Genomic DNA, 15201 nt, shown 5'->3' with positions numbered 1-15201 from the left:
GATTCTCCTGCTGTTACTTCTGTGCGGCTTCGAAGAGGGCGAGCACGTCGTCGGAGGACTCCGTGATCGTCAGCGTGACGACGGGGCGGCCGTGCTCGGCGAGCACAGCAGCGTCACCGGCGGCCTGGGCCTGGATGAGCTGCCCGAAGGTGAAGGGACGGTCCGGGATCTCGAGGTCGACCTCGGTGCGCTCCAGGATCTGCAGGAACACGCCCTGCGCGGGGCCGCCCTTGTGATACTGGCCGGTCGAGTGCAGGAACCGCGGCCCCCATCCGAACGTGGTGGGTCTTCCGGAGTCTGCCGCGACCAGCTCGCGCAGGCCCTGGAGCTGCGGCACCTCGAGACGGTTGACGTAGGCCTGGATCGACACGTAGCCGTCTGCCGGAAGCCGGGCCCAGAGAGCATCGAGCACGCCCTCGACGTTGCCGGACACGGCGAGAGCCGGATCCGACACGCGGACCTCGACGCCGTTCTCGACGAATGCGGGAGCGGTCGGCTCCGGACGCGCGTCGAGGAGGCCGCGAGCAGCGACCTTGGCCGACTCGACGTCGGGCTGGTCGAACGGGTTGATGCGCAGCAGATGTCCGGCGATCGCCGTGGCGTATTCCCACACGATCAGCTGGGCGCCCAGCGTTCCGCTGACGAGGATCTCGCCCTCGTGACGCTCGTGCAGGTGGAACTCGTTGGCGTCATCGACCAGTCGGACGATCTGCAGGTCGGCGGGCACGGGATCGAGCTCGGGGGAGACCGGGAGCAGGACGACCGGGAGGATGCCCGTGCCCTCCTTGCCGGTGGATTCGGCGATGAGCTGCTCGATCCAGTCCGGGAGACCCTTGATGTGCGTGCCGTCGGTGATCAGCCCGAGCTTGTCGCGGCGGGGGTTCGTCGCGGCGATCGCCGCGCCCAGGCGCAGGGCGGGATTCTCGGCCGAGTCGACGGCCACCTCGAGCAGCGAGGCCTCGGCCTCGTTCAGCAGCTCATCGATGTCGACCCCCGCGAGCCCGGACGGCACCAGGCCGAAGGCGGTGAGCGCCGAGTAGCGTCCGCCGACGTTCGGGTCCGCGTTGAAGACGCGGTAACCCGCCTCGCGAGCCGAGGCGTCGAGCGGCGAGCCGGGATCGGTGACGACCACGATGCGCTCGACGGGGTCGATGCCGAGGTCGCGGAACGCCGCCTCGAACGTGCGCCGCTGAGAGTCGGTCTCGACCGTGGAGCCGGACTTCGACGAGACGACGAGCACGGTGTCGGCGAGGCCCTCGTCGAGAGCGGCGAGCACCTGTCCCGGAGCCGTGGAGTCGAGGATCGTGAGGGGGACGCCCGCGGTCTGCGCGATGACCTCGGGCGCGAGCGACGAACCGCCCATGCCCGCCAGCACGACGCGGGTGACGCCCTTGGCCTCGAGGTCGGCACGCAGTGCGACGATCTCGGCGACGAGCGGACGGGAGACCGAGACGGCCTCCACCCATCCGAGGCGCACGGAGGCCTCGGCTTCGGCCGCGGGGCCCCAGAGAGTCGCGTCTCCGCCGGTGATGCGCGAGGCGATCAGATCATGGACGAGGCTGGGTACCGTCTCATCGATCGCGGCGCGGGGTGCACCGGATGTGTGGATCGAGAACGTCATCGCTGCGACTCCAGTCCTTCGGCGACCTGCGTCAGCAGATCGTGCCACGAGTCGATGAACTTCGATACGCCCTCGTCTTCCAGCACCTGGGTGACATCGGCGAAGTCGATGCCGACCTCGGCGAGCCCGGCGAAGACGGCGCGGGCCTCTTCGTAACCACCGGTGATGGTGTCGCCCGTGACGACACCGTGATCGAACGTGGCCTCGAGCGTCTTCTCGGGCATCGTGTTGACGACACCCTGGGCGACGAGCTCGGTGACGTAGAGCGTGTCGGGCAGGGCCGGGTCCTTGACGCCGGTGGACGCCCACAGCGGACGCTGCAGGTTCGCGCCCGCGTCGAGGAGAGCCGTGGCACGCTCGCCGGCGAACGTCTTCTCGAACAACTCGTAGGCGAGGCGTGCGTTGGCGAGCCCAGCCTTGCTCTTGAGGGCCTCTGCGGCCTCCGTGCCGATCGCGGTGAGGCGCTTGTCGGTCTCGGTGTCGACGCGCGACACGAAGAACGAGGCGACGGAGTGGATCGTCGACAGATCGATGCCCGCGGCCTTGGCGGTCTCGAGGCCGGTCAGGTATGCCTCGATGACCTCGGCGTAGCGCTCCAGGCTGAAGATCAGCGTGACGTTGACGCTGATGCCCGCCCCGATCGCCTCGGCGATGGCGGGGAGACCGGCCTTGGTCGCCGGGATCTTGACGAGCAGGTTCGGGCGGTCGACCTTGGACCACAGCTCCTTGGCCTGTGCCACGGTGCCGGCGGTGTCATGCGCCAGGTCGGGGGAGACCTCGATGGAGACGCGGCCGTCGACGTGGTTCGATGCCTCCCAGACCGGGCGGAACACGTCGAGGGCGGCAGCGACATCCTGGGTGGTCGCGGCGAAGACCGCTTCCTCCGCAGTGGCGCCGGAGGCGGCGAGCTCGGTGACCTGAGCGTCGTACGACGTGTCGTTCTTGTCGGTGATCGCGTTCGCGAAGATCGTCGGGTTGGTCGTCACGCCCACGACGTTGCGCGACGAGATCAGGTCGGCGAGGTTACCCGAGGAGATGCGCGTGCGGGAGAGGTCGTCGAGCCAGATGCTGACGCCGGCGGCGGCGAGCTGTGCGGTGGGGGTGCTCATGCGTTCTCCTTGGTGCTGTTGGCCGCGATGGTCTCGCGGGCGGCCGCGATGACGGCCTCGGTGGTGATGCCGAACTTCTCGAAGAGGGTCTTGTAGTCCGCGGAGGCGCCGAAGTGGTCGATGCCGACCGAACGGCCGCGGTCGCCGACGATGCCGCGCCAGCTGAGCACGGATCCCGCCTCGACCGAGACACGGGCGGTGACGGAGGCGGGAAGCACGCTCTCGCGGTACTCCGCATCCTGCTCGTCGAACCACTCCAGCGACGGAGCGGAGACGACCCGCACGTTCACACCTTCCGCAGCCAGCGCCTCGCGGGCGTTCACCGCGAGCTGCACCTCCGAGCCGGTGGCCACGATGATGACGTCCGGGGTGCCGTTGGGTGCTTCAGCGAGGACGTAGGCGCCCTTGGCGGCGTTGACGGCCGAGGCGAAGGTGTCGCCGGAGGCTGCGCCCTCGCCGCGTTCGAACACCGGGATGTTCTGGCGAGTCAGGGCGATGCCGGCGGGTCCCTCGTGGCGGCGGAGGATCTCCAGCCACGTCGCTGCCGTCTCGTTCGCGTCCGCGGGTCGCACGACTGTGAAGTTCGGGATCGCGCGGAGCGTCGCGAGCTGCTCGACGGGCTGGTGGGTCGGACCGTCTTCGCCGAGGGCGACCGAGTCGTGGGTCCAGACGAAGATGCTGGGCACGTTCATGAGCGCTGCGAGACGCACGGGCGGGCGCATGTAGTCGCTGAAGATCAGGAAGGTCCCGCCGAAGGCGCGCGTCGGTCCGTGGAGCACGATGCCGTTGATGATCGCGCCCATGGCGTGCTCGCGGATGCCGAAGTGGAGCACTCGGCCGTAGGGGTTGCCCGACCACTCGTGGGTCGACCACTCCGCCGGGATGAACGACGGCGCGCCCTTGATCGTGGTGAGGTTCGATTCGGCGAGGTCTGCCGAACCGCCCCACAGCTCGGGGAGCTCGGCAGCGAGGGCGTTGATGACCTGGCCGGACGCGGCGCGGGTCGACACCTCCTTGCCGGCTTCGAAGACGGGCAGCGCGCTCGTGATGTCGCCGGGCAGCTCGTGCGCCTCCAGGCGGTCGAGCAGGGCCTTCTTCTCGGGGTTCGCGGCGGCCCAGGCATCGAACGACTCCTGCCAGGCGGCACGGACATCGGCGGCGCGAGCTGCGAGTCCACGGGTGCGTGCGAGCACGTCATCAGCGACAACGAAGTTCTGCTCGGGGTCGAAGCCGAGCACCTTCTTGGTCGCGGCGAGCTCGTCGGCGCCGAGAGCGGAGCCGTGGATCTTGCCGGAGTTCTGCTTGCCCGGCGACGGCCAGCCGATGATGGTCTTGAGGATGATCAGCGACGGCTTCGAGGTCTCGCCCTTGGCGGTTTCGATCGCAGCGAACAGCTCGGCGACGTCTTCGATGTATTCGCCGGTCTTCTTCCAGTCGACGACCTGCACCTGCCATCCGTAGGACTCGTAGCGCTTCGCGACGTCTTCGGTGAAGGCGACGTTCGTGTCGTCCTCGATGGAGATCTGGTTGGAGTCGTAGATCGCGATCAGGTTGCCGAGCTGCTGGTGGCCCGCGAGCGAGGAGGCCTCGCTGGTCACGCCCTCCTGCAGGTCGCCGTCACCGGCGATCACGTACACGAAGTGGTCGAAGGGGCTCGTACCGGCCGCAGCCTCGGGGTCGAAGAGACCGCGCTCGTACCGGGCGGCGTACGCGAAGCCCACGGCCGATGCGAGGCCCTGGCCGAGGGGGCCGGTGGTGATCTCCACACCCTTGGTGTGGCCGTACTCCGGGTGGCCCGGCGTCAGTGAGCCCCAGGTGCGCAGCGCCTTGAGGTCGTCCAGCTCGAGACCGAAGCCGCCGAGGTACAGCTCGACGTACTGGGTGAGGGAGGAGTGTCCGGCCGAAAGGATGAACCGGTCGCGACCGAGCCAGTCGACATCGGTCGGGTCGTGACGCAGCACCCGCTGGTAGAGGAGATACGCGGCCGGAGCGAGGCTCATGGCTGTGCCGGGGTGACCGTTACCGACCTTCTCCACGGCATCGGCCGCCAGGATTCGAGCGGTGTCCACCGCGCGTCGATCGATCTCATCCCACTGCAATTCCGACACGTTCATGCCCTTTCCGACAGTTTCGAGGGCGCCCGTATTCCCTGGCGCATCCGCATCATCACGGAGAAGTGTGCACATCGCCGGGCGCGCGAGTGTTTTCAGCATAGCGGTGACGTGCCTTGCGCTACGCGGGCCCGCGAGCGGGAACACGTCATCCCGTGTCATACACTGGAGAGGTTGTCCGGTCACACGTGCGGAGGAGGCGATCGAGATCTCGACGATGTCTGATCAGACCGTGAGGAAGTCGTCCATCGGTCGCACGGTGAAGGCCTACGTCACGCTGACCAAGCCGCGTGTCCTCGAGCTGCTGCTCGTGTCGACCGTGCCGGTGATGTTCCTGGCGCAGGGCGGACTCCCGAACCTGTGGCTCGTGCTGGCCACCGTCATCGGCGGCTCGCTGAGCGCCGGTTCCGCGGCGTCCTTCAACATGTACCTCGACCGCGACATCGATGCGCACATGCACCGCACCGAGAACCGCCCGCTGGTGACCGGCGAGGTCAGCCCGCGCGGCGCCCTGGTCTTCTCGTGGACGCTCGCCGTCGCCTCGACCGTCTGGCTCCTCGTCACGACGAACTGGCTCACGGCGGCCCTCTCGGCGACGGCCATCTTCTTCTACGTCGTGATCTACACGATGATCCTCAAGCGCCGCACCGAGCAGAACATCATCTGGGGCGGGATCGCCGGTTGCTTCCCGGTGCTCATCGGATGGTCCGCGGTCACCGGTTCGCTCGACTGGCCGGCGTTCATCCTGTTCCTCCTCGTCTTCCTGTGGACGCCGCCGCACTACTGGCCGCTGTCGATGAAGTACAAGGACGACTACGAAGATGTCGACGTTCCGATGCTGGGCGTCACGCGCAACGCCTCGCAGGTCGGCCTCCAGGTCATCCTCTACGCGTGGGCCACCGTCGCCTGCTCGCTTCTCCTCATCCCGATCGCGAACATGGGGCTGGTGTACACCGTGTCTGCCACGGTGTTCGGCGGATGGTTCATCTACGAGTCGCACCGCCTCTACAACCGTGCGGTCCACGGAACCGAACCGCGTCCGATGCGCGTCTTCCACGCGTCGATCACTTACCTCACGCTGATCTTCGTGGCGGTTGCGGTCGACCCGCTGCTGCCGTTCTGACCCGGGTTACGTCTGAGACGACGGAGCGGCGCCGAGGAATTCCTCGGCGCCGCTCCGTCGTCATCCGTTCCGACGATCAGCGGGTGATCGGCGGAGTGCTGTCCGGCTCGGCGTCGGTCGCGGGCGCGCCGTTCGTGGCCGCGTCATTCGGGGCCGTGTCGTTCGTGGCCGCGGTCTCGGGAACGGCGTCGGTCGCCACGTCCTCGGACACAGGAGTGGCGTCGGTCGACGGCGTGGTGTCGACCGCAGGGGCGACCGCGACAGGGGCGGGCGTCTCGTCGGTCTCGACGGTCCAGTCGATCGCTTCGACGACGGCCGGGGCGGGCGTGGGGACGAGTGAACGTGCAGCGACGAGTCCGAGGGTCAGCAGGATGCCGACGATTCCGGCTGCGAGCACGCCGGCACCCACCACGACGAGCGACTGACCGACGTATACCTCGACGCCGGTGGCGGTGCCATCGAGCAGCGTGGTCGTCATCGTGCCGATCTGACCGGAGATCAGCCAGGCGCCGACCGCCGTCGTGGCGAGGGACACGACCAGGAGGAGCCAGAATCCGATGCTTCGTGTGAGTGACTTGTTCATGCGGACCATCATCGCCGACATCCTGATGAGTCGACGATGCGCCGCCTGTGGATCGCCTGTGCGGGGTCAGTCCGCGGCTGCGGCCGTGCGCTTGAGGTGCAGCACGACCACGGTGTAGGTCGCGGCGGAGAGCGAGGCCAAGACCATGTGGATGCCGACGAGGACAGGCGGGAGGCCCTCTCTGGCCTGCCAGACGCCGACGCCGACCTGCACGAGGATCGCGAGGACGAGGACGAGCAGCCACCGGCGCGGCTCGAGTCGCAGCACCCACGCCGCGACCGTGAGGAACAGCACTAGCGCCGCCAGGATGTAGCCCGGCCACGAGTGCACGTGTGCCAGCACGGTCGCGTCGAACCCGTGACGCAGCACATCGGCGTCGCCCGAGTGCGGGCCGGAGCCGGTCGTGAGCACGCCGAACACGATCGTGACCGCCAGAGCCAGGCCGGTCACGTGCGTGACGACGGCGAACCAGGCGGGCACCGCACGCTCGCGCGGTCCGGGGGAGGTCTTCAACCGCACGAGGAAGGCCGCGGTGATGCACACGAGCAGCAGCGACGAGGTGTAGTGGAAGCCCACGATGAACGGGTTGAGTCCGGTGAGGACCGTGATGCCGCCGACGAGCGCCTGCGCGACCACGCCGATCAGCGTGAGCCAGGCGAGCAGGACGAGGTCCCGTCTCGCCGGAGTCGTGCGCACGGATCGGACAGCCGCGGCGATGACCGCGATGAGCAGGACACCGGAGGCGATCGGGAAGGCGGGGATGTGGAACGGAGCGGCGACGGCGTAGGCGACACCCGCGGCGACGAGGCCGCCGGCCGCGAACCAGAGCGCGTTGACGAGGCCGCGCTTCCCGCTGAACAGACGCAGCACCAGCAGCACCACGACCAGCGCGATGATCCCGACCACGCCGGTCATCAGACGGTTGCCGAACTCGATGATCCCGTGGATGCCCTGCACCTCGAGGATCGGCACCAGTGAGTCCGGCGTGCACAGGGGCCAGTCCGAGCATCCCAGGCCCGATCCGGTGAGACGGACGGCGCCGCCGGTGCCGATGATGATGGTCTCGCTGATGAACGACAACCACGCGAAGACCGTCAACGCGCGCCCCCAGGACGAGGAACGGGCGGGGACCGCCGGCGTCGTCGAGCTGGCGGGGATCATCGTCTCGGGCATAAGTCCTCCGGACCGCACGGGACGCGGCGGGCATGGCCCGTCTGTCAGGCGGAACCTGTAGAATCGGATTGTTGCGATGAGCGCTGACAGCGCTGAAGCATCGTCAACAGTTTAGGCGCGATGGAAGCGCCGGTGATGAGGGCCCACCAACGGCACCCGCTCCCGCAGACTCGACGGGGATCAGGTGTGTCGGGGCGGATGACACCGTTTGGGACCTGTGAGGAGAGTGTTGGATGTCGGATGTGCTGATCGACCGCCCGGAGCTTGACGGTCTGGGGGTGTACGAATTCGGCTGGCACGATGAGGATGCTGCGGGTGCCATCGCGAAACGCGGCATCTCCGAAGACGTCGTCCGTGGGATCTCGAGCCTCAAGAATGAGCCCGAATGGATGCTGAAGACCCGTCTCAAGGGGTACCAGCTCTTCGGGCGCAAGCCGATGCCGACCTGGGGTGCAGACCTCAGCGAGATCGACTTCGACAACATCAAGTACTTCGTCCGCTCCACCGAGAAGCAGGCGCAGACGTGGGAAGACCTTCCCGCCGAGATCCGCGAGACCTATGAGCGCCTCGGCATCCCCGAGGCTGAGCGTCAGCGCCTCGTGGCCGGCGTCGCGGCTCAGTACGAGTCCGAGGTCGTCTACCACCAGATCCGCGAAGACCTCGAAGCCCAGGGCGTCATCTTCATGGACACCGACACGGCACTGCGCGAGCACCCCGAGTTCTTCGAGGAGTACTTCGGCACCGTCATCCCCGCAGGCGACAACAAGTTCGCCGCGCTGAACACCGCCGTGTGGTCTGGCGGTTCGTTCGTGTACGTCCCGAAGGGCGTGCACGTCGAGATCCCGCTGCAGGCCTACTTCCGCATCAACACCGAGAACATGGGGCAGTTCGAGCGGACGCTCATCATCGCCGACGAGGACAGCTATGTCCACTACATCGAGGGCTGCACGGCTCCGATCTACAAGTCGGACTCCCTGCACTCGGCCGTCGTCGAGATCATCGTGAAGAAGAACGCCCGCGTTCGGTACACGACGATCCAGAACTGGTCGAACAACGTCTACAACCTGGTCACCAAGCGCGCCGTGGCGTACGAGGGCGCGACCATGGAGTGGGTCGACGGCAACATCGGCTCCAAGGTCACGATGAAGTACCCGTCGATCTATCTGATGGGCGAGCACGCCAAGGGCGAGACCCTGTCCGTCGCCTTCGCCGGTCCCGGTCAGCACCAAGATGCCGGCGCCAAGATGATCCACATGGCGCCCTACACGCAGTCGTCGATCGTCTCGAAGTCGATCGCTCGTGGTGGCGGACGTGCCGGATACCGCGGCGAGGTGCGCGTCGACGCGGCGGCGCACCACTCCGCCAACACGGTGCGCTGCGACGCTCTGCTCGTGGACACCAAGTCCCGCTCCGACACCTACCCGGCCATCGACATCCGCGTCGACGACGTGCAGCTCGGCCATGAGGCCACGGTCTCGAAGGTGAGCGAGGAGCAGCTGTTCTACCTGCAGTCCCGCGGCATGCCCGAGGACGAGGCGATGGCGATGATCGTGCGCGGCTTCATCGAGCCGATCGCACGGGAGCTTCCCATGGAGTACGCGATGGAACTGAACAAGCTCATCGAGATGGGCATGGAAGGATCGGTCGGCTAGTGACGGCCTCGACGACAGCGCCCGCCGAGGCGCAGAACACCGACGCGCCCGTGAGCGCGCACATCGATCCGGCGGCACAGGTCGCCGCCGCGGGATTCGTCCCCGTGCAGACCCGCTCGGAGCGCCCGCACTCCTTCGAACCCACTGATTTCGGCGCCCCGACCGGGCGCGAGGTCAACTGGAAGCACACGCCGGTCGCGAAGTTCGGCGGACTCTTCACCGACGAGCAGGGAGACGAGGACGCGGTGACCTATGGTCTCGGCGCGGCCGAAGCGTTCCTCGAGCCGTCTGCGGACGAGAAGGGCCCGTACGGCGAGTTCTTCCGCCCCGAGGATCTGCCGAGCGCCCTCGCGTGGAAGCACAGCCCCCGCGGTCTGCACATCCAGATCCCTGCCGAGGCCGAACTCGACGAGCCGATCATCGTCCCCGTCGAGGGGAAGGGCGCAGACAAGCGCGCTTTCGGGCAGATCCTCATCGAAGCCCTCCCGCATTCGCGCGGCACCATCGTGCTCGCGCACTCCGGTTCCGCGCAGTATGCGCAGAACGTCGAGATCATCGTGCGCGACGGAGCCAAGCTCACCGTCGTCAGTCTCCAGCGCTGGGAAGACGACGCGGTTCACGCGTCCGCTCACCAGGCGACGGTCGGAGCAGACGCGACACTCCGGCATTTCGTGATCAGCTTCGGCGGCGGAGTGGTCCGCGTCAACCCGAGCGTCGAGCTGACGGGCGCCGGGTCCGAGGGGTACCTGTACGGGCTCTCGTACGCGGATGCCGGGCAGCACCTCGAGAGTCAGGTCTACCTGCACCACAAGGGACCCCACACCAAGGGTGATGTCCTCTACAAGGGCGCGCTGCAGGGTGAGGGCGCGCACAGCGTGTGGATCGGCGACGTGTTGATCGGCGCCGACGCGACCGGAACCGACTCCTACGAGGCGAACCGCAACCTGGTGCTGACGGAGGGCGCGCGTGCCGACTCCATCCCGAACCTCGAGATCGAGACCGGTGACATCCTCGGCGCCGGACACGCGAGTGCCACCGGTCGGTTCGACGACGAGCAGCTGTTCTACCTGCAGGCTCGCGGCATCACCGAGGAGGAGGCGCGACGTCTGGTCGTGCTCGGGTTCCTCACCGACATCGTGCAGCGCCTCGGCATCCCCGCCCTCGAGACCGAACTGCTGGCAGCGATCGAGACGGAGCTCGCCGAGGTGAGCGCATGACCGCCGAGCGCGTCTGCGGCGTCGCCGACCTCGAACAGGACATGCCGCTGCGCGTGGACCCGGGCGGCGTCCCCATCACGGTGATCAAAGACGGCGAGGGCGTCATCCACGCCATCGGCGACACCTGCACCCACGGCGACATCTCGTTGTCCGAGGGCTTCGTCGAGGGTGACACCGTGGAGTGCTGGGCCCATGGCTCCGCCTTCTCGCTGCTCACCGGCAAGCCCCAGAATCTCCCCGCATATGAGCCCGTCCCCGTCTACGTCGTCCAGATCGACGGCGACGACGTGCTCATCGATCCGACTGTGATTAAGGAAGTCTGAAGAATGTCTGTTCTCGAGATCCGCGACCTGCATGTGACGGTCGAGACCGATGCGGGGACCACCCCGATCCTCAACGGAATCAACCTCACCATGAACACGGGTGAGACCCACGCCATCATGGGCCCCAACGGTTCTGGCAAGTCGACGCTGGCATACACGATCGCCGGGCACCCCAAGTACACGGTGACCTCCGGTTCGATCACGTTCGACGGGCAGGATGTCCTGGAGATGAGCGTCGACGAGCGGGCCCGCGCCGGCCTCTTCCTCGCGATGCAGTACCCGGTCGAGATCCCCGGCGTCACGGTGACGAACTTCCTGCGCACGGCCAAGACGGCACTCGACGGCGAAGCGCCGGCGATCCGCGGCTGGACCAAGGACGTCAAGGCGGCCATGTCGAACCTGCGCATGGACCCGAAGTTCGCGCAGCGCAACGTCAACGAGGGCTTCTCCGGTGGCGAGAAGAAGCGTCACGAGATCCTGCAGCTCGAGGTGCTGAAGCCGAAGTTCGCGATCCTCGACGAGACCGACTCCGGCCTCGACGTCGACGCGCTCAAGATCGTCTCCGAGGGCGTCAACCGTGCGAAGGAGTCCACCGGGCTCGGCGTGCTGCTGATCACGCACTACACCCGTATCCTCCGCTACATCCGGCCCGACTTCGTCCACGTGGTGGTCGCGGGCAAGATCGTCGAAGAGGGTGGCCCCGAGCTCGCGGACCGGCTGGAGAACGAGGGATACGACCGTTTCCTCGACCCTGCAGCCCCCATCGAGGCGTAGGCTGATCGCATGACAGCGACCCTCACGGACGAGAAGTACGACGCGGTCACCGAGGCTCTCAAAGACGTCATGGACCCCGAGCTCGGGATCAACGTCGTCGACCTCGGCCTCATCTACGACCTCGCCTGGGATGACGAGAACGATGCTCTCGTCATCCACATGACGCTGACCAGCGCCGGCTGCCCGCTCACGGACGTCCTCGAGGACCAGACCGCCCAGGCTCTGGACAGCGTCGTCGATCGCTTCCGGATCAACTGGGTCTGGATGCCACCGTGGGGCCCGGAGCGGATCACGGATGACGGACGCGACATGATGCGCGCCCTCGGCTTCGCTATCTGACCCCGCAGGAGCATTGCCGGAAGGCATCATCGGCGTGCGTCGGATCGGATGGCACCGCGACGGCGCGTGTCGGAACCTCGGGAGAACCAATGCTTCAGGTGAAGGCCCTGCCTCTTGCGGAACTCCGCGAGCGCAGCAGCGAGAAGTGGCGGGAGTACCCCGCCGACGTCTTGCCGCTGTTCGTCGCGGAGACCGATTTCCCGTTGGCTCCGGCCATCTCGACGGCGTTGCAGCGTGCGGTGGAGATCGGTGACACAGGGTATGTCGCCTCGCGCACGCCGCTCGCGGAGTCGTTCGCGGCCTTCGCGAGCCGACGCTACGGGTGGGACCCTGACCCGGCCCGGATGCGCAGCACGGCTGACGTGAGCATGGGGATCGTGGAGATCCTGCGTCGCGTGACGCAGCCGGGGGAGCGGATCGTCGTGACGCCGCCCGTGTACCCACCCTTCTACGATCTGGTCGCCGAGGCCGGTGCAGAGGTCGAACGGGTACCGCTTCGCGATACCGGCACCGGCTGGGAGCTCGACATCGACGGGATCCGCGCGGCGTTCGACGACGGTGCGACGGCGATCCTGCTCTGCAACCCGCACAACCCCACTGGCACGGTGCACGATCGGGACAGTCTCGCAGCGCTCGCGGAGCTGGCCGACGAGTTCGGCGTCGCGGTCGTCTCGGACGAGATCCATGCGCCCCTCGCCCAACCGGGCACGGGGTTCACCCCTTTCCTGTCCGTGAGCGACTCTGCACAGCGGGTGGGCTACGCCGTCGTGAGCGCCAGCAAGGCGTTCAACCTGGCCGGGCTCAAGTGCGCCCTCATGGTCACGGCCGACGACGCGACCAGCGCCGTCGTCCGAGGTCTTCCGGTCGAGGTCGAATGGCGAACGGGGCAGTTCGGGCTGCTCGCGGCCGTCGCGGCGTTCTCGGAGGAGAGCGATGAGTGGCTCGACGGTCTGCTGCGCACTCTCGACGAGAACCGCGTGCTGCTCGAGGATCTTCTCGCCGCCCGTCTTCCCGGCGCGCGCTACCGCATCCCCGATGCGGGCTACCTCGCCTGGATAGATCTCTCCGCACTGGAGTGGGGCGACAACCCCGCTCGGCGCATCCTCAAGGACGCCAAGGTCGCCCTGCACTTCGGGCCGTCGTTCGGCGCGGAGGGCGCGGGCCACGTGCGACTGAACTTCGGCACCAGCCCCGAGATCCTCACCGAGGCCATCGAGCGCATCGCGTCGCTCGTCGGCCGATGACCGCCGCCGACGCCGCGACGATCTGGGACCGCCAACGGATCTGGGTGACTCTCGGCGCGGTCGCGCTGATCTTCCTCGCGGCGATCGAGGCTCTGGCCGTCACGACGGTGATGCCGATCGTCAGCGAGGCTCTCGATGGTGAGGCCCTGTTCGCCGTGGCCTTCGCGGGAACCCTCGCGACGAGCGTGATCGGCATGGTCGCGACCGGAGCCTGGTCAGATGCCCGCGGCCCCCGCGGCGCCCTCTACGTCGCGGTGACGCTCTTCATCATCGGTCTGCTCCTCTCGGGCTTCGCCGTCACGATGCATCAGTTCCTGGTCGGACGCCTCGTCCAGGGGCTCGGGACGGGAGGGCAGACGGTCGCACTGTACGTCGTGGTCGCACGCTTGTATCCGCCCCATCTGCACGGTCGGATCTTCGCCGCCTTCGCCGCGGCGTGGGTCGTGCCGTCCATGGTCGGTCCGTTTCTGGCGGGCGCCGTCGCCGAGTATCTCGATTGGCGCTGGGCCTTCTTGGGCGTGGCCGTGCTCACCGCTGCGGCGTTCCTGATGATCGCCGTCCGCCTCCGTGGGGTCGACCTCGGGCGTGGCGAGCCGCAGGATCGCCGTACGCTCATCGTCCGCCTGTTGCTCGCGGTCGTCGTCGCGGTCCTCGCCGTCGTCGTCGGCTTCTCCGCCGAGATGACCCCCTCGATCAGATGGCCGGTGGCGCTCGGCGCCGTGCTGGCGATCGGCTTCGCCGTACTGCCACTCCTGCCGCGGCGTACCTTGCGGGCAGGGCTGGGGCTTCCCAGCGTGGTGCTCATGCGAGGAATCGTGGCGGGAGCCTTCTTCGCTGCGGAGGCCTACATCCCCTATCTGCTGATGAAGAAGTTCGACTTCAGCGCGACCTGGGCGGGCGTCGCCCTCATGCTCGCGGCCCTCGCGTGGGCGGGTGCCTCGGCCCTGCAGGGGCGGTTCGGCGAGAGACTCGGCAATCACCGCATCACGACGATCAGCCTGGGGTCACTCCTGGTCGCGATGCTGTGCGTGCTCACCGCCGCCTTGTTCGACGTCTCGGCGGCCGTCGTGGTGGTGGGCTGGGCATTCGCCGGCGGCGGGATGGGACTGCTCTATCCACGCCTCACCGTCCTGACCCTGGCCTACTCGGACGAGACCAATCAGGGGTTCAACTCCTCCGCGTTGTCGATATCGGACGCGGCCGGATCAGCCGTCGCCATCGCACTCGCCGGTCTCGGTGTCGCGACGCTCGGCGGCGAGGCCGGGGCGTTCAGCGCGGTCTTCGCGTTCTGTATCGCTCTCGTCGCGTTGGCTGTCGTACCCGGGCTCAGGCTCGGGCACGCGGCGGAGTCGCCGGCGCGCTGAGGTCTCCCGCGAGGGCGGTGACCCCGAGGTCGAACACGCCATCGAGTCCGGCGGTGACGTCGAGAGCGCCGGCGTCGGGCAGAGCGCCGTGGCTGTCGGCATGCATGCGCTGTTGGACGAGCGTTGCGTGTCCGAGCACGAAATGCAGGATCGCGGCTCCACGGTCATCCGCATCGGGGGCTCCCTGCGCGCGGAGCGCATCGGTCAGCGCGGTCTGCGCCTGCGACGAGCCGAGTTGGAGCGCATAGGTGCTGAGGACCAGTTCGGCGCCGTCACGGTAGGCGAAGAGTGCGTCGCGGATGCCGCGTGCGGTCGTGAGGACGTCGGTGCTCCCGTGAGGGATCGATGCGGTGATCCGGTCGGCGAGTTCGGCCAGCAGCTCCTGCTTGCTCGCGAAGTGCCAGTAGAGCGCGCTGGGTTGCACGTCGAGCCCGGCGGCGATGCGCCGCATCGAGAGATCGGCGAGTCCCACCTCGTCGAGCAGGGCGAGAGCGCGCCTGGCCACGCTGTCGCGGTCGTGACGTGCCGGATTGTGCTCGGGACTCATGCTCCGATTATAGTGAACGAC

At 67.8% G+C, this 15201-nt stretch carries 14 protein-coding genes; 8 read left to right on the top strand and 6 right to left on the bottom strand.

Translation table 11 applies throughout. The features are described 5' to 3' along the window. Nucleotides 1-13: 13 nt before the first annotated feature. From ACLFA2_RS00445 to tkt, 3 genes are read right to left on the bottom strand one after another with little or no spacing between them, the layout of a single operon-like run. Nucleotides 14-1621: a glucose-6-phosphate isomerase gene (locus ACLFA2_RS00445; protein WP_167253982.1), complete on the bottom strand. Its 1608-nt coding sequence runs from the start codon at nt 1619-1621 to the stop codon at nt 14-16. Beyond that, nucleotides 1618-2730 (bottom strand): transaldolase, encoded by a 1113-nt coding sequence (gene tal / locus ACLFA2_RS00440; RefSeq protein WP_167253984.1) that lies wholly within the window; start codon nt 2728-2730, stop codon nt 1618-1620. Before tal ends, ACLFA2_RS00445 begins: the two co-directional genes overlap by 4 nt. Then, nucleotides 2727-4838 carry a transketolase gene (gene tkt / locus ACLFA2_RS00435; RefSeq protein WP_426621837.1) on the bottom strand — a complete coding sequence of 704 codons (2112 nt, stop codon included), beginning with the start codon at nt 4836-4838 and terminating at the stop codon, nt 2727-2729. The genes tal and tkt overlap by 4 nt, the downstream gene beginning before the upstream one ends. A 220-nt stretch (nt 4839-5058) precedes the next feature. Here tkt and ACLFA2_RS00430 point away from each other — a divergent pair, with 220 nt between their 5' ends. Continuing rightward, nucleotides 5059-5964, top strand: a complete 906-nt coding sequence (locus ACLFA2_RS00430) for a heme o synthase (protein ID WP_136024288.1) — start codon at nt 5059-5061, stop codon at nt 5962-5964. Between the two features lie 76 nt (nt 5965-6040). Here ACLFA2_RS00430 and ACLFA2_RS00425 read toward each other — a convergent pair whose 3' ends face one another. Continuing rightward, entirely contained in the window at nt 6041-6547 is a 507-nt protein-coding gene (locus tag ACLFA2_RS00425) for a hypothetical protein (protein ID WP_426621836.1), read from the bottom strand. Nucleotides 6548-6613: 66 nt separating this feature from the next. Continuing rightward, on the bottom strand, nt 6614-7720 hold the full coding sequence (locus tag ACLFA2_RS00420; RefSeq protein ID WP_167253987.1) for a COX15/CtaA family protein: 1107 nt from the start codon (nt 7718-7720) through the stop codon (nt 6614-6616). 233 nt (nt 7721-7953) lie between these two features. Between ACLFA2_RS00420 and sufB the strand changes: the two genes are divergently transcribed. The 7 genes from sufB to ACLFA2_RS00385 all read left to right on the top strand — a co-directional run bounded on the left by sufB (nt 7954) and on the right by ACLFA2_RS00385 (nt 14633). Further along, nucleotides 7954-9372 carry a Fe-S cluster assembly protein SufB gene (gene sufB / locus ACLFA2_RS00415; RefSeq protein ID WP_021200759.1) on the top strand — a complete coding sequence of 473 codons (1419 nt, stop codon included), beginning with the start codon at nt 7954-7956 and terminating at the stop codon, nt 9370-9372. Next, complete coding sequence (gene sufD / locus ACLFA2_RS00410) at nt 9372-10589, top strand: Fe-S cluster assembly protein SufD (RefSeq protein WP_426621835.1); 1218 nt, start codon at nt 9372-9374, stop codon at nt 10587-10589. Before sufB ends, sufD begins: the two co-directional genes overlap by 1 nt. Then, nucleotides 10586-10912 carry a non-heme iron oxygenase ferredoxin subunit gene (locus ACLFA2_RS00405; protein ID WP_017830403.1) on the top strand — a complete coding sequence of 109 codons (327 nt, stop codon included), beginning with the start codon at nt 10586-10588 and terminating at the stop codon, nt 10910-10912. The genes sufD and ACLFA2_RS00405 overlap by 4 nt, the downstream gene beginning before the upstream one ends. 3 nt (nt 10913-10915) lie before the next feature. Next, nucleotides 10916-11686 (top strand): Fe-S cluster assembly ATPase SufC, encoded by a 771-nt coding sequence (gene sufC, locus ACLFA2_RS00400; RefSeq protein WP_021200757.1) that lies wholly within the window; start codon nt 10916-10918, stop codon nt 11684-11686. A gap of 9 nt (nt 11687-11695) precedes the next feature. Next, a complete protein-coding gene (locus ACLFA2_RS00395; protein ID WP_021200756.1) occupies nt 11696-12025 on the top strand; it encodes a metal-sulfur cluster assembly factor in 330 nt (109 codons plus the stop codon). A gap of 89 nt (nt 12026-12114) precedes the next feature. Further along, nucleotides 12115-13269 carry a MalY/PatB family protein gene (locus ACLFA2_RS00390; protein ID WP_021200755.1) on the top strand — a complete coding sequence of 385 codons (1155 nt, stop codon included), beginning with the start codon at nt 12115-12117 and terminating at the stop codon, nt 13267-13269. Beyond that, nucleotides 13266-14633, top strand: a complete 1368-nt coding sequence (locus ACLFA2_RS00385) for an MFS transporter (RefSeq protein WP_426621834.1) — start codon at nt 13266-13268, stop codon at nt 14631-14633. The genes ACLFA2_RS00390 and ACLFA2_RS00385 overlap by 4 nt, the downstream gene beginning before the upstream one ends. On the opposite strand, the gene ACLFA2_RS00380 is transcribed toward ACLFA2_RS00385, so the two are convergent. Then, the gene (locus ACLFA2_RS00380; protein WP_021200753.1) at nt 14596-15180 is read right to left on the bottom strand and encodes a TetR family transcriptional regulator; all 585 of its coding nucleotides are present in this window, start codon (nt 15178-15180) and stop codon (nt 14596-14598) included. The genes ACLFA2_RS00385 and ACLFA2_RS00380 overlap by 38 nt on opposite strands. Nucleotides 15181-15201 lie beyond the last annotated feature (21 nt).

This window comes from Microbacterium sp. As-52, assembly GCF_049949185.1.
GTDB classification, from domain to species: domain Bacteria; phylum Actinomycetota; class Actinomycetes; order Actinomycetales; family Microbacteriaceae; genus Microbacterium; species Microbacterium maritypicum_A.
This window is presented reverse-complemented; position numbering and strand designations above follow the sequence as displayed.